The organism is Alkalibacterium sp. 20 (assembly GCF_001885615.1).
Taxonomy (GTDB): Bacteria; Bacillota; Bacilli; order Lactobacillales; family Carnobacteriaceae_A; genus Alkalibacterium.
The window spans coordinates 12,492-34,319 of the sequence record NZ_LSRN01000078.1 but is presented as its reverse complement, the minus strand read 5'-3'; the positions used below and the strand labels follow the sequence as shown (position 1 = coordinate 34,319).

General features: G+C 41.8%; 10 protein-coding genes and 1 pseudogene. All 11 read left to right on the top strand.

The genetic code is table 11. The features are described 5' to 3' along the window. The first annotated feature begins 108 nt into the window (after nt 1-108). The 11 genes and pseudogenes from AX762_RS11150 (at nt 109) to AX762_RS11100 (ending at nt 21,623) form a co-directional block, all read left to right on the top strand. Entirely contained in the window at nt 109-1,080 is a 972-nt protein-coding gene (locus tag AX762_RS11150; protein WP_071849208.1) for a TIGR02679 domain-containing protein, read from the top strand. A 44-nt stretch (nt 1,081-1,124) separates the two neighbouring features. Continuing rightward, nucleotides 1,125-3,186, top strand: a pseudogene (locus AX762_RS11145) (beta-galactosidase); the annotation flags it as partial. 88 nt (nt 3,187-3,274) lie between these two features. Next, a complete protein-coding gene (locus tag AX762_RS11140) occupies nt 3,275-4,222 on the top strand; it encodes a LacI family DNA-binding transcriptional regulator (RefSeq protein WP_071849207.1) in 948 nt (315 codons plus the stop codon). A 592-nt stretch (nt 4,223-4,814) separates the two neighbouring features. Next, nucleotides 4,815-6,692 carry a glycoside hydrolase family 13 protein gene (locus AX762_RS11135; RefSeq protein ID WP_071849206.1) on the top strand — a complete coding sequence of 626 codons (1,878 nt, stop codon included), beginning with the start codon at nt 4,815-4,817 and terminating at the stop codon, nt 6,690-6,692. Between the two features lie 33 nt (nt 6,693-6,725). Next, on the top strand, nt 6,726-8,996 hold the full coding sequence (locus tag AX762_RS11130) for a glycoside hydrolase family 65 protein (RefSeq protein WP_071849205.1): 2,271 nt from the start codon (nt 6,726-6,728) through the stop codon (nt 8,994-8,996). Between the two features lie 299 nt (nt 8,997-9,295). Continuing rightward, entirely contained in the window at nt 9,296-9,955 is a 660-nt protein-coding gene (gene pgmB, locus AX762_RS11125) for a beta-phosphoglucomutase (protein WP_071849204.1), read from the top strand. A gap of 28 nt (nt 9,956-9,983) precedes the next feature. Next, nucleotides 9,984-11,609 (top strand): alpha-glucosidase, encoded by a 1,626-nt coding sequence (locus AX762_RS11120; RefSeq protein WP_071849203.1) that lies wholly within the window; start codon nt 9,984-9,986, stop codon nt 11,607-11,609. Nucleotides 11,610-11,815: 206 nt separating this feature from the next. Further along, nucleotides 11,816-13,132 carry an extracellular solute-binding protein gene (locus tag AX762_RS11115; RefSeq protein ID WP_071849202.1) on the top strand — a complete coding sequence of 439 codons (1,317 nt, stop codon included), beginning with the start codon at nt 11,816-11,818 and terminating at the stop codon, nt 13,130-13,132. A 160-nt stretch (nt 13,133-13,292) separates the two neighbouring features. Further along, nucleotides 13,293-14,609, top strand: coding sequence for a sugar ABC transporter permease (locus tag AX762_RS11110; protein WP_071849201.1), 1,317 nt, complete (start codon nt 13,293-13,295; stop codon nt 14,607-14,609). Next, complete coding sequence (locus AX762_RS11105; RefSeq protein WP_071849200.1) at nt 14,609-15,487, top strand: sugar ABC transporter permease; 879 nt, start codon at nt 14,609-14,611, stop codon at nt 15,485-15,487. The genes AX762_RS11110 and AX762_RS11105 overlap by 1 nt, the downstream gene beginning before the upstream one ends. A 100-nt stretch (nt 15,488-15,587) precedes the next feature. Next, complete coding sequence (locus AX762_RS11100; protein WP_071849199.1) at nt 15,588-21,623, top strand: pullulanase; 6,036 nt, start codon at nt 15,588-15,590, stop codon at nt 21,621-21,623. Nucleotides 21,624-21,828: the final 205 nt, after the last annotated feature.

The window sequence follows — 21,828 nt, the reverse complement described above, 5'->3', positions numbered from 1 at the left end:
AAACAGAAAGAATTGTCGAGAATGACACATTTCGTTAAATAAAAGGAGTTATTTATAAAAAAATGGTAGAATAAGGGAGATAGTTTAGAGAAGGAAGTGCAAAGATTAATGTTTAGCCGAGAACACCTATTAAATGAATTACAAGAAGAGTTTCCACTAGTGAAAGACTGGCTCCTATATATAAGAGATAACAGTGAGGACACGCAATGGGTGCAGCAACTGATAGAAGACTCGCCCAAGACGTTTGAACAATGGGTGCTTTATTTATCAGAAGGAATTCGCTTACTCCCCACGCGACCTGTCAGACTTTCGGTATTCAGTCAAATCATAACCTTGGATGCGAATGCTTTCCTTCCGACCACTTCTTTAGGTAAATTATGGCTGCATGTTTTAGCCGAAACGAAACGCGTACACAACAATCAACCGATCGAGCTTCCGAAAACGAGAGAAGAAATCAATACATTACTCAAGGATTATAATTTGCATAGAGAAGATATTACAGATTCGGTCACCGTCGTGAATTTATTTGCGGAGATTTCATCCGGTTACCATCCTATGTGGGAAGCGGCAGTACACAGTCAAAGTGTTATGACCGTTCCATTGAGAGAGTGCGTAAAATTAAGCGCCGTATACCCCGCTCACGAACAACCGATCGTTTGGGTCGTGGATAATGCAGAAGTCTTCAGTCGCATTGTCGACCGGGTTCCGGCATTACCGATGATATGTACGCAGGAAGAGTGGTCCTGTTCAGCAGGGGAGATCTTTGACCGACTGATATCCAATGGGGCAGAGTTACGTTTTGTTGGGGATTTAACGCCTAAAGGGATCGTTCGGGCAGAAGAATTACTGCTTCGCTATCCTGATAGAACCCGCACATGGCAAATGGATGTCGAGACATATTTAAAAGCCAAAGATGACACCACCGATCTAACGGAAGAAGACTATGCGTTACTCGATAAACATCATGTCGATTATTTAGCCTGTTTAAAAGATGAATTGAGAGATCAGGGGCATCCTGGATATCTCATCACTGTAATCGATGAACTGATAAAACAATTGAATCATTATTACCGTAAATAAAGTAACGGAAGGACGATCAACTTGGAAAAAAACGCGTAACAGATGAGCAACGTTTACTCCATGGAGGAGATTAAAATCCTGACCAGTGGTTAGCGTATCCGGAAATACTGAAAGAAGATGTTGTACTGATGCAAAAAGCGCACACCAACACGTTTTCGATTGGTATTTTTGCATGGGCAGCTTTAGAACCAGCAGAAGGAATCTTTGATTTTTAGTGGCTGGACGACGTGGTCGAACGCATCCATGCTATAGGCGGACGCTTTATTTTGGCAACACCTAGTGGTGCACGACCGGCCTGGATGTCAAAGAAGTATTCGCAAGTGCTGCGCGTTGATGCAAACCGTAGAAAACTTCTGCATGGGGCTCGTCACAACCATTGTTTTTCGTTTCCTTATTACCGTGAAAAAACGCAAAGGTGAATGCAAAATTAGCCGAACGTTACGGAAACCATCCGGCGCTCCTGATGTGGCACGTTTCAAATGAATTCGGTGGCTAATGTCACTGTGACTTATGCCAGGCGAACTTCAGAAAGTGGTTGAAAGAAAAATATACGAACGATTTGGATCGATTAAACGACTCGTGGTGGGGACCATTCTGGAGCCACACGATTACCGACTGGGAACAGCTGTTTCACCGTCTTCGATCGGTTAAACAGCTGTTCACGGGATGAATTTGGATTGGCGCCGGTTTGTTTCTCATCAGACGATCGATTTTTATAAAAATGAAATCAAGCCGCTGAGAGAAAAAACACCTGATATCCCGATAACCACAAACTTCATGTCGGATAATCCTGAATTCACACCCTTTACAGGTTTGGATTACCAGGCGTTCGCAAAAGAGGTGGATGTCGTGAGCTGGGACGCTTATCCAGCCTGGCACAATGATAAAGAAGACACGGCGACACTGGCAGCGAAAGTCGGCTTTTTGAATGACCATTTTTATGCGATGAAAAACCAGCCGTTCTTGCTGATGGAATCGACTCCAAGTGGCGTGAACTGGCACGACGTCAACAAAGCGAAACGATTAGGTATGCATTATTTATCTTCGATGCAGATGCTTGCCCATGGCTCAGACAGTATTCTATATTTTCAGTGGCGTAAATCGCGTGGTTCTTCAGAGAAGTTTCACGGGGCGGTCGTCGACCATGACCGGTCACCAGAAAACCGCGTCTTTAAAGAGGTGGCCCGTTTAGGTCAGGCAATGGAAGCTATTTCCGAAAAAGTGGTCGGTTATAAGCGCAAAGCGAAAGTAGCTATCATATATGATGTCGAAAACGAATGGGCCTTAAACGACGCTCAGGGGTTCGGACTGAAAACGAAAAAATACGGTGAAACCTTACAAAAACACTATCAGGCATTCTGGGACAAAAACATCGCCGTTGATATCATTTCAAAAGACGTTGATTTTAAGCAGTATGACTTAGTGCTGGCACCGATGTTATACATGATGTCCGAAAAAACTGCCAAGCAGCTGCAGGCGTATGTTGAAAGAGGCGGAACACTCGTGTCGTCCTATATGACCGGCTTAGTGGACGAAGCGGATCTGGCCCACATGGGCGGCTGGTTGGCTCCCCTTAAAGAAACCTTCGGCATGGAACCGATGGAAACAGACACCTATTATCCAACTGATAAAAACAGTCTGGAATTTAACGGAAAAATCTACGACATCAAGGACTACGCCACGATCATTGAATGTGAATCAGCGGAAGAAATGGCAGCATATCGATACGACTTCTACCAAAAAACGCCGGCGATAACAGTAAATCATTACCGGCAGGGGACAGCTTATTACATGGGCGCGCGGCTGGAAGAGTCGTTCCTCACTGATTTTTATGGGGAGTTGATCGCCGACGTAGGGCTGATACCCCCACTTGATATCACACATGAACGTGGCATATCCGTTCAAGCCAGAGAAGCGGATGGGCTAAAAACCGTCTTCATTATGAATTTAACGGAAGACTTGCAAGTGATTGAAATCAATGAAGAAGTCAGAGATATTCAAACAGACGAAACGTTGAAAGGACGACTGGCTTTAGACCCGTATGAAGTAAGAATCGTAGAAAAAGAAGACGGATTCATTGGTTCGAGTGACCAACTATTTCTATAATTCAAGCAAAAACGGTTCGGATTCATGATATAATTAAATGAGGAAATCGAAAAAAACCGCAAGAAAGATAGATGAAAGGAGTAACCGTTTGGCTACATTAAACGATGTTGCAAAAAGAGCGAACGTCTCTAAGATGACTGTTTCACGAGTAATCAACCATCCCGAACAAGTGACAGATGAGTTGAAAGAACTCGTTTACGAAGCTATGAGAGAATTAAGTTATCGACCTAATGCGGCAGCTATAGCGTTAGCGAATAATCGCACACAAATCATTAAATTATTGATCTTAGAAGAGATGGACACTACTGAACCTTACTATATGTTTTTACTGACCGGGATTGCGAATGAATTGGATAAATATGCTTACAGTCTGCAGCTTTTAACCCACAATAACATTCAAATCGGGGATTCGGATGGCTTTATTGTATGCGGAACACGTAAAGAAGATGAAGACTTTATTCACGGCTTAGATAAACCAACTGTATTATTCGGTCAAAATGATATGGGTGTCGACTACATTGATAGCGATAACGAAGAAAGCATGGCCAGAGCCACTGAATATGCGATAGAAAAAGGGTATGAAACGGTTGTGTATATCGGCATTGATGTGGATGAACCCTTCGCTCATTCAAGAGAAAAAGGCTATACGTCCGTAATGAGAAACCACGGCAAAGAGACACATATTTATAACTTGGAAAACCGGTCACGCTACTCGGCGGCGTTTATCAGAGAGAATTGGGATGCGTTCCCTAAAAACACATTGTTCTTATGCGCTTCAGATCGTTTAGGTCTTGGAGTTATCCGTGAAATCAAAGAGCATGGTGGCGATATTCCTAATGACTACGGTATTATCGGTCACGACGGTGTTTTTCTGGACCAGATCGCCTATCCCAACTTGACGACCCTCAAACAGTCTATTACAGAAATGGGTGCAGCCTGTGCTAGAATGGTCTTGAAGAAAGTAAAAGAAGAGGGTAAGTCTCAAGGAAACCAGTTATTTGAAACCGAACTGAAATTAGGCGGCACGACGCGCTGAGAAAACACGAAAACGTCCACGCCTGACGACTTAAATAGTCAGGCGCGGACGTTTTTATTTCAACACAAACGTGTTCGGTGATTAGAAACGCAAACGTCTGCCCAAACGACCGAACGGCACGCGCTTCGGTCGTTTGGACAAGCAGGCACCACCGTAATAACCGAATAGCGTGACTATTCGGTTATTAGGGAGTAAGGTGGTCTGGCTACTTACCGAATGAGCCGTCATTCGGTAAGTAGGATGGTCAAAAACGTGTCAACTTACCGAACAGTTGCCAAGTTCGGTAAGTTGCACGGGGTAAGCGTGCACTAGTTGCCGAACTTGGTTCACTTCGGTAAGTAGCTAGCTTAAACAGTCAGCTACTTACCGAATGCCAGTCTTTCTAATTGGAAATATCTGGATTTTGATGGAAACGAGTGTGAACGCGTTTCTACCTATTACATTTTCTGTTACCGATAACACTTGAAATGTGCTTGTATAATTTTCTTCAAATGCTAGAATCAGAATGGAACCGCTTTAAGATAAGTGCGCCGAAAAATAATAATCAGGAATAAAACAATTAAAAATTGGTATCACAAGAAGGGGTATTTTTATGGATACAGCAGCAATTTATCACCGTTCCGAAAGTGAATACGCGTATTTATATGAGCGCGGACATTATCATATTCGGATTCGGACAAAAGCGAAAGACATCGACAGCGTTGAACTAATAAGTGGCGACCCGTATGCGCTCGATCAAGAGAAATGGTACACCAGTGGGAAAGAAATGAAAAAGGTAGCAACTACCAATATGCATGATTATTGGATGGTCGATACACATGAACCGACGAAACGAATGGCTTACGGTTTTCGTATCATTGGAAAAGACGGAATCGAAATATTTTACTCGGACCAGGGAGTTTATCCATTTGAAGAAACCTTTTTAGATCAGATGAACTTTTATTTCCGTGTGCCGTATATTCACGAAATCGATGCGTTCCGTGCACCGAAGTGGGTCAATGAAACCATCTGGTATCAGATTTTTCCGGAACGGTTTAAAAATGGCGATAGCAGCAACAATCCTAAAGGAACGCTCCCATGGGGCAGTAAAGAACATCCGACCCGTGACGACTTTTATGGCGGTGACTTGCAAGGGGTGCTGGATGGTCTGGATTATCTAGAGGACCTGGGTATTAACGGTATCTACTTTACGCCTGTTTTTGAAGCCCATTCTAATCACAAGTATGACACTATTGACTACAAAGAAATCGATCCGGATTTCGGCGACAAGGCACTATTTAAAAAAGTTGTTGAGGAAGCACATAAGCGTGGCATGCGTGTCATGATCGATGCGGTCTTTAATCATGTGGGCATTCATTCGGCTCAGTGGCAGGACGTTATAGAGAATCAGGAAGAATCTAAGTACAAAGACTGGTTCTATATTCATTCCTTCCCTGTCGAAGATGTCAGTGGTTTGAGCATGGACGAACTGGAAAATGTGGGACGTGTGAATTACGATACCTTTGCATTTACCGGTCACATGCCTAAGCTCAACACGGCTAATCCGGACGTACAAGAATACTTGCTTGATATTTCGACGTATTGGATCAAAGAATTTGATATCGATGCCTGGCGTCTTGATGTAGCCAATGAAGTGGATCACTACTTCTGGAAGAGGTTTTTCAAAGAAACCACGGCAATCAAAGAAGATTTGTATATCTTGGGAGAGATCTGGCATTCATCACAAAATTGGTTGAATGGTGACGAATTCCATGCCGTCATGAACTATGCCTTTACAGATAATATTGAGAATTATTTCTTCAAGAAAATCTTGTCTCCGACGCGTCTGGTGTCGAGTTTGAACAGTCAGCTAATGCTCTACCGCAGACAAACGACAGAAGTTATGTTTAATTTACTGGATTCTCATGATACGCCGCGTATTTTAAACAAAGCCGGCGGTGATAGAAATCTTGTGAAATCTGCGATGGCATTCCTATATTCTCAACCCGGTACACCGTGTATGTATTATGGAACTGAAATTGGACTGGACGGAGAAGGAGATCCTGATTGCCGTAAGTGTATGATTTGGGATGAGAATAAACAAGACCATGATATGCTTCATTTTTCAAAAGAACTGATTCGTTTCCGAAAAAAATATCAGTCAATTTTAAGTTATGGTGAAACAGAGTGGCATGATATAAGAGATGACGAACAATTTTTAGGATTCAAACGTAAATTAGGCAACCAGGAACTGTATTTCTTCTTTAATCAGGACGAAGACGAAGCCTTTTTACCGCTGTTACCACATGATGCGATAAAAGTCTTTGGTTTCAATGATGATTCTTATGAAGATGATGAGATATTGCAACAGAACGGTTGCTCAGTCTTTTATTATGTAGATAATGAAGAAGAGAAGAAACAGCGTTTAATGAATAAACGTAATCGTGCAAAAAAACGGAATGTTTTAATGGAAGCAATCAAAAAAAGTTAAATAACAGAATTTATAAATTAGGATGTGTGACGGATGAAAAGAATAGCAAAGATAGACCCGTGGAAAGTCATCACCAATGATGTCAAGAAAGACAAGCGTGTGCAGGAAAGTTTAACGTCCATAGGTAATGGCTATATGGGCTTGCGTGGAAACTTTGAAGAAGGCTACTCAGGCGACACCCATCTCGGCACGTATATAGCAGGCGTTTGGTACCCGGATAAAACGAGAGTCGGCTGGTGGAAAATTGGTTACCCCGAATATTTTGGAAAAGTGATCAATGCAACGAATTTTCTTCCCATAACGATTCGTGTCAATGGTCATCAAGTGGACCTGGCAAAAGACGAGGTGAGAGACTTTCATCTAGAGTTGGATATGAAAGAGGGCGTACTGAACCGTTCTTACGTCTGGACAAATGCTGAGACAGAAATTGCTTTCACATTTACCCGTTTTGTCAGTGTCGCAAAGAAAGAATTAGCGGTCATGCATGTCGAGGCAAACGTGCTGAAAGGCCATCCTGTTATTGAAATGATGCCCCATTTAGATGGCGATGTCGTCAATGAAGACAGCAACTATGACGAGCAGTTCTGGATCGAACGAGACCGCGGGTTAACGCCTGATCCTTATTTGACAACAAAAACAATTGAAAATAATTATGGTACCGACCGTTTCGCTGTCACAACGATGATGAGCAACACGGTAGAAGGATTGAAGCAAGAAGACAGCAGTGAGTCTGACATGACTGTCTCAGAAACCTATAAAGGAACGGTTTCAGCAGGCGAAACAGTCAAGCTGACTAAATTAGTATCTGTGATCACCAGCCGTGATGTTGAAGAAAACGACCAGGTAAAGGCTGCCGAAGCAATCTTAAGTGACGCCAGCCAAGCTGCTTTTGTTCAATTAAAAGAAGCACATGTCAGTGAATGGGCCAAGCGCTGGAACAATGCTGATGTGGTTATCCAAGGTGACGCCGCAAGCCAGCAGGGTGTCCGCTTCAACATATTCCAACTCTTCTCGACTTACTACGGAGAAGATCCTCGTCTGAACGTTGGGCCTAAAGGCTTTACTGGCGAGAAATATGGTGGCGCAACTTACTGGGATACGGAATCGTGTATTTTACCTATGTATCTGTCGACCACTGATGAAGAAGTTTCCAGACAGCTCCTTGTTTACCGTCACAATCAGCTGGAAGAAGCGCACGTGAATGCTTCCAAACAAGGGCTGGATGGTGCCTTATATCCAATGGTTACCTTTACAGGGATCGAATGTCACAATGAATGGGAAATCACGTTTGAAGAAATTCACCGTAACGGTGCGATTGCACATGCAATTTACAATCACGCGACTTACTCTGGAGACGAATCTTACTTACTTGATCAAGGCATCGAGGTCCTTACGGGCATTTCCCGTTTCTGGGCGGACCGCGTGCATTACTCAAAACGGAATGAAAAATATATGATTCATGGTGTCACAGGTCCAAACGAATACGAAAACAACGTCAATAACAACTGGTATACAAACACGATGGCCGCTTGGACCCTTCGCTATACGCTCGAGTCACTTGAAAAAGTGTCAGACGAGAAAAAAGCAAGTCTGAACATAGAGTCTGAAGAATTAGATCAATGGAAAGATATTGTTGAAAACATGTACTTCCCTAAAGATGAAGCGCTGGATGTTTTTGTTCAACACGATACGTTCTTGGATAAAGACTTGCGTCCGGTCGATTCGCTTAAACCAGAAGAACGGCCGATCAACCAGAACTGGTCTTGGGACATGATTTTACGTTCACCGTTTATCAAACAAGCGGATGTGCTGCAAGGCTTGTATTTCCTGAATCATGAATTCAGTCAGGAAGAAAAAGAACGCAACTTTGATTTCTATGAACCAATGACGGTGCATGAATCATCGCTATCACCTTTGGTCCATTCCATTTTAGCTTCAGAATTAGGGAAAAAGGAAAAAGCTTTTGAAATGTACGAACGTACCGCTCGCTTAGATCTAGACAATTACAACAATGATACCGAAGACGGTCTGCACATTACGTCAATGAGTGGCGGCTGGTTATCCATCGTTCAAGGATTTGCAGGCATGCGTACACTGACCGGCGAATTATCCTTTGACCCATATTGTCCTGAAAAATGGGACGGGTATGAATTCAAATTGAAGTACCGTGGCCGACTCATTAAAGTCAATGTAGATAAAGAAAATGTAGAATTTACATTACAAGAAGGCGATGCATTGGATATTACTCTATACGGTGAAACCGTAACGGTAAACAGTAGCGTCAAACAAGCTATTAAAAAGTAAAGACGAAATAATCAAGAGATAATCAGATGTCTGATTATCTCTTGATTATAGGAGTCACTGTAGACAGCTCGGGGCGAAAAAAAATCTGAGCTGGTCATTTCGCAGCACAAATGACCAGCTCAGGGCGAAGAAAAAACCGAGCCTGTCATTTCACGGCACAAATGACGAACTCACGGTATAAAACCAAGCGGGTTTGTACTTCTTTCAACCAGAAACGTAAAAAGACAATGATAAATAAGGAAGAGAGATGGACATCTCTCTTTTTATTAAAAAAAGTAAGACACTACAAGGAGGCAGTTATGATAAAAGGACTAATTTTCGATTTAGATGGTGTAATCACAGATACAGCAGAATATCACTACCTGGCATGGAAAAGTTTAGCTAAGAAGATGGGTATTGAGATGGACAGAGAATTCAACGAGCAACTTAAAGGGATCAGCCGGATGGAATCCTTGGACCTCATCTTGAAACATGGCAACAAAGAGAATGACTATTCTGAAGAAGAAAAAATCGAATTAGCGACGCAAAAAAATGAAGAGTACAAAGAGTCTATCAAGCAAATCACACCAAACGATTTACTTCCAGGTATTGAACAATTGCTCAAAGATGCTAAAGAAAAAGGCTTAGGCATGGCGCTCGCTTCTGCAAGTAAGAATGGGCCTGAAATTATGAAAAGACTTGAAATTGAAGACCTGTTTGACGGGGTAGTTGATCCTGCGTCATTGAGTGCCGGTAAGCCTGATCCGGAAATATTTGTCAAAGGAGCAGAAATGCTCGGACTAGATGTGTCTGAATGTGTGGGACTAGAGGATGCTGAAGCAGGTGTGGAAGCAATCAATGGTGCCGGTATGTTTTCTGTGGGTGTAGGGTCAAAAGACGCCATGCATAAAGCAGACTTTATCGTCGAAGATACAAAAGATCTGACATTGGATGTCATTCTTGAGCGTGCAAGTAAATAAAAAAATTGGTTACCGAGAGGAGCTTTCTATGAAGTGGTGGCAAAATGCGGTCATTTATCAAGTTTATCCGCGCAGTTTTCAGGACAGTAATGGCGATGGTATCGGGGATATTCCGGGAATCATCAGCCGTCTCGACTATTTGGAACACCTAGGGGTCGATGCTATCTGGCTAAGTCCAGTTTACGATTCACCCAACGATGATAATGGCTACGATATCAGTGATTACCAGGCGATCCATCCTGATTTTGGCACAATGGAAGATATGGATCGACTTATTGTTGAAGCAAATAAACGCAATATCCGCATCGTGATGGATTTAGTCGTCAATCATACAAGTGATGAGCACCAGTGGTTCGTTGAATCGAGAAGAAGTAAAACCAATGAATACCGCGATTTCTATATTTGGCGTGACCCGGTCAATGGTGGCCCGCCCAATGATCTTAAAGCTGCGTTTGGCGGATCAGCTTGGGAGTACGATGAAGAAACAGAGCAGTACTACTTCCATATGTTCAGTAAGAAACAGCCGGATTTAAACTGGGAAAATGAACTCGTCCGTCAATCTGTATATACCATGATGAATTATTGGCTCGATAAAGGCATCGGGGGATTCCGTATGGATGTGATCGACTTGATTGGAAAACTTCCGGATGAAAAAATCACTTCCAATGGTCCCAAGTTGCATGACTACCTGCAGGAATTGCACGAAGCAACCTTGAAAGGCAGAGATGTCATGACAGTCGGGGAAACGTGGGGAGTAACACCGGAAAATGCTAAACTTTATTCTGATACGGAGCGTCATGAATTATCCATGGTTTTTCAATTCGAGCACGTACAACTGGATGAACAACCGAATCAGTCGAAATGGGATATAAAAGAGATCGATTTTATTGAGTGGAAAGAAGTACTGACCAAGTGGCAGGTCGAATTAAAAGATAATGGCTGGAACAGTTTATTCTGGAATAACCATGATTTGCCCCGCGTTGTTTCTCGTTATGGCAATGACAGTGAATACCGAATAGAAAGTGCCAAACTTTTTGCAATCCTGCTCCATCTAATGAAAGGTACACCCTATATTTTTCAGGGTGAAGAGATCGGGATGACCAACAGAACGATTGAATCCATTGATGAAGTGGATGATATCGAAAGTATCAATATGTATAACGAACGATTGGATGAAGGCTATACACACGATGAGCTTATTCATGTAATCAACATTAAAGGACGCGATAATGCCAGAACGCCGATGCAATGGGATGACTCTAGGCAGGCAGGCTTCACTATGGGAGAACCCTGGTTACCGGTCCAGCCGAATTACAAAGAAATCAATGTGGATGAATCACGTGACTCCTCGGATTCAATTTTAAATACGTACAGACAATTGATTAAATTAAGAAAAGATAATCCGCTAGTCGTTTGGGGCGATTACGAGTTGCTCTTACCCGATCACCCATCTGTTTATGCCTACAAACGATCTTATAAAGGCAAAACATGGTTGATCGTCGCGAATGTGAGTGGAAAAGTGGAATACTTAGTTTCAAATGTTACAAATAGTGTCGGAGATGTGATAGTTTCAAATTACAATAAAGAATCCTTTGATCCAAAAGAGGCTGTGTTAGAACCATATGAGGCGATTGTTGTCGAATTGCTGGATTAGTTAAAAATAGGATAAGACCATCGGTCCATCCTGATACCGGTAACATAGAAAAAACAATTGAAACAATTGTAAAAAACTTATATAGTTTAAATGTAATCACTTACAACATTGTTTTCTAGGCAAACAAGATTTAAAGAAAGCCTTCTCTTGGAGCTTGGAAAATAAAGTAAGCAAATATAGAAAAATGAAAAATAGGAGGCAACACAATGATTGATAAGAAATTTTGGTACAAAGGAATGTTACTGCTTTCAACAGTAGGACTACTTGCAGCATGTGGAACAGATGACAACGGAGATTCAGCTGATACATCTGAGGACACAACGGAAGAAGCAGCTGAAGATACAGAAGGCGAAACTTCTGAAGAAACAGCAAGCGAAGATGCTCCTGAAAAACCTGAATCGTTACATATTTGGGTCAATGACGAAGAAGTGCAATTAGATGCTTACGAACAAATCACTGCCAACTTTACTGAAGAACACGGCATTGATGTTGATATCACACCTTATAGCATGCTGGAACAAACAGAGGGCATGAGCTTAGATGGACCTTCTGGACAAGGTCCGGATCTATTCTTCCAGCCACATGACCGCATGGGTGATATTCACTTACAAGGTTTAGCTGCTGAATTAGACTTGACTGAAGATCAGTTAAACCGTTTAGGTGAATACAACAAAGAAGCTGTAAATGCATTTAGTTATGAAGGTCAACAATACGGTATTCCCGCAGTTGTAGAAACTTACGGACTATTCATCAATACAGACCTAGTACCTGAAGCACCAGAAACAATGGACGAATTGATGGAAATTGCACGCGACTTAACAGAAGGCGATCAATACGGATTCATGATGGATGCAGCTAATTTATACTTCACCTACCCTTTCCTGACAGCTGATGGTGGCTATATCTTTGCACAAAACGAAGACGGCACATACGACACTTCAGACGTTGGATTAAACACACCAGAAGCTGTGAAATCAGTTGAAATGATTCAATCATGGTTTGAAGAAGGACTTATGCCTGCAGGAACAGACTTAGAAGTAGCTAACAGCTTATTCATGGATGGAAAAGTGGGTATGATTGTTAACGGACCATGGGCAATTCCTGATTACCAGGGTGCTATTGGCGACAGCTTGATGGTTACTGAATTACCATCTAAAGATGGCGAGCCTTTGAACTCATTCTCAGGAAACAAAGGATTTTTAGTGAACTATTATACAGAAAATGAATACTGGGCAACTGAATTAGCATTATTCATGACAAACGAAGAAAGCTCAACAACTTACTTTGACATAGCTGGCGAATTACCTGCTCATGCAGCTGTCGAAATCAATGATGAACTAATGGAACCAATCTTTGCTCAAACTTTAAATGCACATCCAATGCCTAATGTTCCGGAAATGTCACAAGTTTGGGAACCTATGGGTGACGCATTAACATTCGTACAACAAGGTGACGACGTACAAGAAGTATTAGACGAAGCCACTCAAACAATCGAATCTGAAATTTCAATGATGGGTCAATAATTATAATATCGTTGTAAAGTCAAGCTAATTTGAGAAGGAGATTGAGCAACTAAAAACTCAATCTCCTTCTTCATATTAGTTATTTATGTGTTTAGAGCTGTTTAACGTCACTTCTATAGACATAAGTGACTGTTTTAAGGCTAGTAGAAGGAGAGAAATTATGGCTACTAACGAAAACCAAAACCAACCGTCGCAAACACGAATAAAAGATATGAATCATAGTCCCAAAAAAGCTATGCTTTTATCGATCATTCCTGGTATGGGACAGATTTACAATAAAAGAAAAATAAAAGGTATCGCAATATTCATCCTGTTTGCAGCTTTTGCATTCGTTATGTTTGAATTTGCTGCTGCCGGCTTACAAGGACTTATCACCCTCGGTAATGAAGCGCGTGTTGATGATTCACGTGTATTCTTGATTGAAGGGATCCTGGCTCTGTTGTTCACGATTTTCTATGCTGCCTTTTATTGGTTTAACATCCAAGATGCTAAAGTTGAGGCGCAGAAAATCAGAAACGGATGGAAGCCCGGTAGTGTAATGGAAAACTTCCATAACTCTTGGGATACGGCTTTTCCGTATGTCATGATCGGTCCCGGATTTGCACTCTTGATTTTTGTGGTTATTTTACCACTACTATTTATGGGCTTCTTAGCCTTTACCAACTACAACTTATACAATGCTCCCCCGCGTAACTTGCTTCAGTGGGTTGGCTTTGAAAACTTTATCCGCTTAGTGACCTTATCTGAATGGCGTGACACGTTTGTCAGTGTTCTTTCCTGGACACTTACCTGGACATTCGTCGCAACCACATTGTCGATTTCTCTGGCAATGTTCCTGGCTATCTTAACCAATGATAAACGTCTAAAAGGGAAGAAACTTATCCGAACAGTATTGATCTTACCTTGGGCTGTACCGGGTTTTGTCACAATTATTATCTTTTCAGCGTTATTCAATGATAACTTCGGTGCAATCAATAACGATATTCTACAACCGTTATTTAATACCACGATACCTTGGATGACTAATGTCATGTGGAGTCGAATCGCGATCATAATGATTCAGGTCTGGCTCGGTTTTCCTTTTGTCTATGCACTGTTTTCAGGCGTGCTGCAGGGGATATCATCTGACTGGTATGAAGCGGCAGATATGGATGGTGCTTCGCGCTGGCAGAAATTTACAAACATTACGTTCCCGCATCTGATGTTTGCGACGGGGCCGTTACTCATAACGCAATACACGTTTAACTTCAATAACTTTAATATTATTTACCTGTTTAATGAAGGTGGCCCTGCCGTTCGTGGACAAAATGCCGGCGGAACGGATATCCTGATTTCCTGGGTCTATAACTTGACCTTTACCAACTCGCAATTCAGTATGGCTGCGGCTATTTCGTTGATCTTAGGAATTATCGTTGCAACTTTTGCGTTTTTCCAATTCCGACGTTCAAGTTCATTCAAAGAGGAGGGTAACAACTAATGAAAAAGAATTCCACTAAAAAAAGCGGCAGTAAACTTAGTCGCAAACAAAAAAGCAGTTTAGAAGTTGCTCTCATCTATTTGATTCTTGGGCTTGTGTTTGTCGTTATCTTTTATCCGCTCTTATGGGCGTTTGCGATCTCAATGAATACCTCAACCAATTTATATAGTGCGTCTTTATCTCCAGAAAATTGGTCGTTGGATAACTTTGTATGGCTGTTTACGAGTCCTAGAAGTGACTATCTACTTTGGTACAGAAACACGTTGTTTGTTTCGACGGTCGTAACAGTCGTCACAACGACAGTCGTAAGTTTTACCGCCTACGCATTCTCACGTTATCGTTTCAAAGGACGTACGAATGGATTGTATGCTTTCTTACTCCTACAAATGTTTCCGGTATTGATGGCAATGGTGGCTCTGTACATCTTGCTCAACACTGTTGGATTGTTAGATAATCTATGGGGATTGATATTGATCTATATCGGTGGAGGAATTCCTATGAATGCATTCCTGGTTAAGGGATACTTGGACACCTTACCGAGATCGCTGGATGAATCAGCTAAAATGGATGGGGCGGGTCACTTTAGAATTTTCTTCCAGATTCTATTGCCGCTGGCGAAACCTATTTTATCCGTGGTTGCCTTGTTCAACTTCATGGGACCATTCATGGACTTTATCTTACCGCGTATTGTTTTAAGAAGTCCCGAGAACTTCACCTTAGCGTTAGGTCTTTATAACTTCGTTAATGCGCAGTTTTCAAATAACTTCAGTCGTTTTGCTGCGGGTGCGGTACTTATTGCCGTACCAATAGCAACAGTATACTTGATGCTGCAAAAATACCTTATTTCAGGGTTGGCATCTGGTGCGACAAAAGGTTAATTATCATCTTAAACTAAATACTCTCCTTACATTTTTTGTTGGGAGAGTTATTTTTCGCCCTAATTGACAGCGCTAACACAACTGAAAAGGAGAGTATCTCATGAACAGAAAAACAAAAACATTTTTTTCCGCATTTTTTGCGGTTGTCTTACTTTTTCAAACATTAGCTAACGTCTTTCCATTTGTAACACTTGTCCAGGCTGAAGAAGCACGGACCGTGCGTGTTCACCTGGAGACTGATTCAATTGACAATGATTTATCTTTATGGCTCTGGGGAGACGTTATGACCCCTTCAGATGCTAAGGGTGAAGGATGGCCGAATGGGTCACTTTTCAGCGAAGAACAAACAACAGACTTCGGTTATTATCAGGACATTGAAATCAAAGATGATGCCAGTACAATAGGTTTTGTTGCTGTTTATGGTGATGAATCAAAATACATTGATGAAGACATTAATGTTGATATTCACGCAGAGGTTGATGAAATATGGGTGAGAGCAGACGGATCCGTCTTCTATTACGAACCCGTTGATTTTGATACACCGACCCTTCGCGTGCATTATTTAAATGACACAGTAAACTATGATGACTATGGCGTCTGGTTCTGGGGAGACGCTCCGAATCACCCACAAGGCTGGCCCACAGCAGCAGCCTCTTTTTCAAATGATCAAGTAGGCAAACATGGCTCTTATGTGGACATTCCGGTAAATGAAAATGCCGCAACATTTGGCTTCCTTATCGTTAACACAACAGATGGAGAAGATAAAAAAACTGATGACTTAGAATTCACATCATTTGATGAAATGAATCAAGTGTTTGTGACGGCTGAGGATCCCACTCAGGCATTTACAAACCCATTTTATATCGCAGAGACACAAGAGGAAGGACCGGAAGAAACAGACGGTCAAGGGGATATCTCTATCTCAGCTGAAGTTAACCGTTCATTTAATTACAATGAGCATGGAATTTTAGATGTGACGATCGAAAACAATTCTGAATTAGCTATCGACCGTATTTCTGCTGATGTCTCAGCTATTGGCGGACTATCCAACTTAGCTATTTCACCAGAATTAAATAGAGTCACTTTATCAGTTGATCATACCGTTCAACCGGGTACTTACACTATCCCTGTCACCGTTTGGGATGAAACCAACGGACGTTATACGACTCAAACTCAAGTAACGATTGACGCTAGAAGTAAAGTCGAAGGCGAACGTGATTGGGATGAAGAGATCATTTATTTCATGCTGACAGACCGTTTTGCTGATGGGGACGAAACAAATAACAACCCATATGGACTTGATTATGAGAATGCCGACAACCCACGCGGGACTTACCAAGGTGGAGACTTTAAAGGTGTCACTCAGAATCTTGACTACCTTGATGAATTAGGTGTCTCAACCATTTGGATCACACCGATAGTTGAAAATGTCGGTCATGACGTTGAAGCTAAAAGCGCGAATGGCTCTTACTACGCTTATCATGGCTACTGGGCAAAAGATTTTGAAGAATTGAACCCACACTTGGGAACCTTAGCTGAATTTCATGAACTCATCGATTCAGCAGCGGCACGTGGAATCAATATCATGGTCGATGTCGTATTAAATCATCCAGGGTATGGCATGCATCCTGATAATGGAATAGCTGATCCACCTGAAGGTTATCCGACTGATGAGGACCGTGCACGCTTTGACGACATGATCAGAGAAGCATCAGGGAGCGGAGATTTAGAAATGGAACTTGCCGGCTTACCTGACTTTATTACAGAACGTCAAGATGTTAGAGAAAAACTAGTCCAGTGGCAGTCAGACTGGATTGGAAAATCGACTACTCCAAGTGGAAATGCGATAGCCAGCTACCGTGTCGATACAGTGAAGCACGTGGATGATACAACTTGGCAGCATTTTAAAAACGAATTAGTTGAAAAGGATCCTGCGTTCAAATTGATCGGTGAATCATGGGGCGCAAATTACCAAAACGATCATGGTTATTTAAATTCAGGCATGATGGACAGTTTGGTAGATTTTAGTTTTAAAGGTTATGCGTCAGACTTTGTCAATGGCAGAATAAGCAGAGCTAATGACCATCTGGTGAACCGTAACCAGGTTCTTTCCAGCGATGCAACACTTGGACAGTTCCTAGGCAGTCACGATGAAGAAGGCTTCTTATTCGCCCAAGGAAACGATGAAGGGAAACTTAAATTAGCTGCCTCTCTGCAAATGACAGCTAAGGGTCAGCCTGTCATTTATTACGGTGAAGAATTGGGACAATCGGGTAATGACAATTGGCCAGAATATGATAACCGTTATGATTTTGGCTGGGATATGATCGAAGACAATGACATCTTGGACCATTATCAAAAAGTCATTGGATTCAGAAATGATTTCAGTGAACTGTTATCCAGAGGAACAAGAGACGAATTTTTAACTTCTGAAGATGAAGACTGGATGTTGGTCGAACGTGCATTGAATGACGAATCAGTATACATGGCTTTCAACGTATCGGAAGAAGAACAGACGATTTCTGTAGAAGTCGATAATGAAAATGTTGTTGTGATGGATCATTACTCAGATGTGGAGTACTCAGCTGCTGAAGTGGATGAGAGTCACGTGATCACGTTCGTCTTGCCGGCAATGGCTGACGGAGGAACGGCTTTACTTTCAATTCAAAACGGCTCGTTTTTATCTCAGGAATTAGAAACACCTGACGAAACAGAAACACCAATAGAAGAAACTGACATAGAAGAAGGGTTCTTTCGTATCCATTTTGCGACGCTTCCGTCAGATGATCGCGAAAATCTTGGACTTTGGATCTGGGATGATGTAAAAGCACCATCAGAAAATTGGCCTAATGAAGCCTTATCTTTTAATCAGTCAGTAGAAACTGATTATGGTTACTATATGGATGTTGAACTAGCAGAAAGTCCAGAAAAAATAGGTTTTTTGATCAATAATACCGCCGGAACTAATTTATCCGGTGATTTCAATCTGCGCTTGCTTACGCCAGAAATGAACGAAGCCTGGTTAGATGAAGACTACACGATTTATCCTTACGAACCATTATTTGGAGAAGATACGATTCGTATCAATTATAGAAGAGATAATGAAGATTATGACAACTGGGGTCTATGGACTTGGGGAGATGTCGCTGAAGGGACCCAAGACTGGGCTGCAGGTGCTGAAAATAGTGACGGTATTGGTAAATACGGTACATTCTTTGATTTAACATTAACTCCAGATGCTAGTGAAATCGGCTTCTTGTTCGTCTTGAAAGACGGGTCAGCTCAAACGACCGATTATAACTTTTCTGGTTTATCTGAACACAGTCAGATCTTTATAAAAGATGGAGATAACACTGTTTATACTAACCCTTATTATGCCAGAGAAGATGGCATGATCAGAGCTGAGTTGGTTTCAGAAACACAAATAGAAGTGTTCTTCCATTCAACTGAAGCATTAACCGAAGAAGACCTCAGCGATGTTATTCAACTGAAAGACGCTGAAGGAAACATAATAGAATTTTCTGCAACGATCGATCATGATCGCAATGCAGTTATTCTTGAAGGAGATTTTGCAATCGAAAACGGACCATATACAGTTATATTCGATGAAAATGAAGTCAGTGCTCGTATGGGATGGCGCCTGAAAGATGCCCTTTATGCATATGATGGAGAGCTAGGTTTAGACTTATACGAAGACGGAACAGCTAACTTGAAAGTATGGTCTCCAAGTGCCGATGCAGTCCGTGTTGTTTTATACGACAAAGACGATCAGTCAGAAGTTGTTAGAGATGATATTGAAATGGAAGCTAAAGATTCCGGAGTATGGGAAATCGTTCTTAACGAAGACTCAACTGGTTTAAGCGACGTAACGGGCTACTTCTATCACTTTGAAATCGAACGCGATGGAGAAACCGTTATGGCTTTAGATCCATACGCCCGTTCAATGGCAGCTTGGAATAGCAGCGACCCGGATAATTATATTGGGAAAGCAGCTATCGTCAATCCAAGTCATATTGGACCAGAACTTGATTATGCAGATATTGAAGGCTATGAAAAACGCGAAGATGCAATCATCTATGAAATTCACGTGAGAGATTTCACATCGGATCCTTCAATCGAAGACGAATTAGCTAGTCAATTTGGGACATTTAGTGCCTTTATCGAAAAGCTGGATTACATTGAGAGCATGGGTGTAACGCATGTTCAAATGCTTCCAGTCATGAGCTACTTCTTTGCAAACGAGTTTGAAAATAGCGAAAGAATGTCAGAGTATTCTTCAACAAATACAAACTTTAACTGGGGCTATGATCCACACAGTTACTTCTCGCTAACTGGAATGTATTCAGAAAACCCTGAAGATCCTGCAAAACGTATTGAAGAATTTAAAAAATTGGTCGATGAGATTCATAGCCGTGGAATGGGTGTCATTCTAGATGTCGTTTATAACCATACAGCTAGAGAACACATTTTCGAAGACCTTGAACCAAACTACTACCACTTCATGGATGCAGATGGTACATCACGAACAAGCTTTGGTGGTGGACGATTAGGTACGACGCACGCAATGGCACGCCGTATTCTCGTGGACTCCATCACACATTGGGTCGAAGAATATAAAGTTGATGGATTCCGTTTCGACATGATGGGCGACCATGATGCAGAAAGTATTCAAATAGCTTTCGATGAAGCTAAAAAATTGAATCCAAATATTTTAATGATCGGTGAAGGCTGGCGCACATTTGTAGGAGATGAAGGTTACGAAAACGTCATGCCTGCAGATCAGGACTGGATGCAGCACACTGAAGCAGTCGGTTCATTCTCAGATGAGTTCAGAAACGAGTTGAAATCTGGATTCGGCAGCGAAGGAGAACCACGCTTTATCACAGGCGGCGCACGTTCTATCCAACAAATTTTTGATAACCTGACAGCTAATCCGCATAACTTTACAGCAACAAACCCTGGCGATGTTGTACCTTACATTGCGGCACATGATAATTTGACCTTGCATGATGTTATCGCTCAAAGTATTCAAAAAGACCCTGAGTATCATCAGCAAGAGATTCATCAGCGTATTCGTTTAGGAAACTTGATGGTGCTAACTTCTCAAGGCACACCATTCATTCATGCAGGTCAGGAATTCGGACGTACTAAACAGTTCCGTGATCCGGACTTTATAGAACCCGTTGCTAATGATCTGGTTCCTTACAAATCAACCTTCATGACTGATGAAGACGGTAAACCATTCAAGTATCCGTACTTTATTCACGATTCATATGATTCAACTGACGCTATCAATATGTTTGAATGGGACAAAGCAACTAATGCAGATGCTTATCCAATCAACACATTAACTCAGGCGTACACAACTGGATTAATCGAATTGAGAAGAAGTACAGATGCCTTCCGTAAAGGAACGATGGAAGAAATTGCAGAAATGGTTTCTTTAGTCGACGCACCGGAAATCAATGAACAAGATTTAATTATTGGTTACCGTGCAGAAGATTCAAATGGAGATATCTATTACGTCTTTGTCAATGCTGACGATACTGAACGTACAGTGACGCTTGGCACTGACTTAACTGAAGGTTATGTTTTAGTCGACGCAGAGTCCGCTGGAACACGAGCAATCACAAGTCCAAAAGGTGTTTCAATAACTGGAGACAGTATCACAATAGCGCCTCTTACTGCATCTGTCGTCGTATTAACTGACAGAGAGTTAGAATTAGATGACGAAGACCCAATTGTTGATCCGGATGAAGATGACGAAGACCCAATTGTTGATCCGGATGAAGATGACGAAGACCCAATTGTTGATCCGGATGAAGATGACGAAGACCCAATTGTTGATCCGGATGAAGATGACGAAGACCCAATTGTTGATCCGGATGAAGATGACGAAGACCCAATTGTTGATCCGGATGAAGATGACGAAGACCCAATTGTTGATCCGGATGAAGATGACGAAGACCCAATTGTTGATCCGGATGAAGATATAGCAGAAACGGATGAGGAGTCAGACACTCCACTAGGAGAAAGACTTCCTTCTACAGCAACTGCTTTGTGGACTGTTGGAACAATCGGATTAGTCAGTGCGCTAACGGGTATTGGAGTAAAAATATTTAAAAATAGAAAATAGAATAAATAAGGATCATATGTATAAGTCCTGAGAACGTTACTTTTGCATTATAAACTTTGTAAATGCACAGTTCTTAAATGATTCCAATCGATTTGCAATAGGCGCTGTTCTAATAGCGATCCTTCTTGCAAACCGGTATGCTTGAAACTTCAGAAACACCTTATCTCAGACTTGAGTTCAGGTGCAATGAAAGGATAATAAGCAA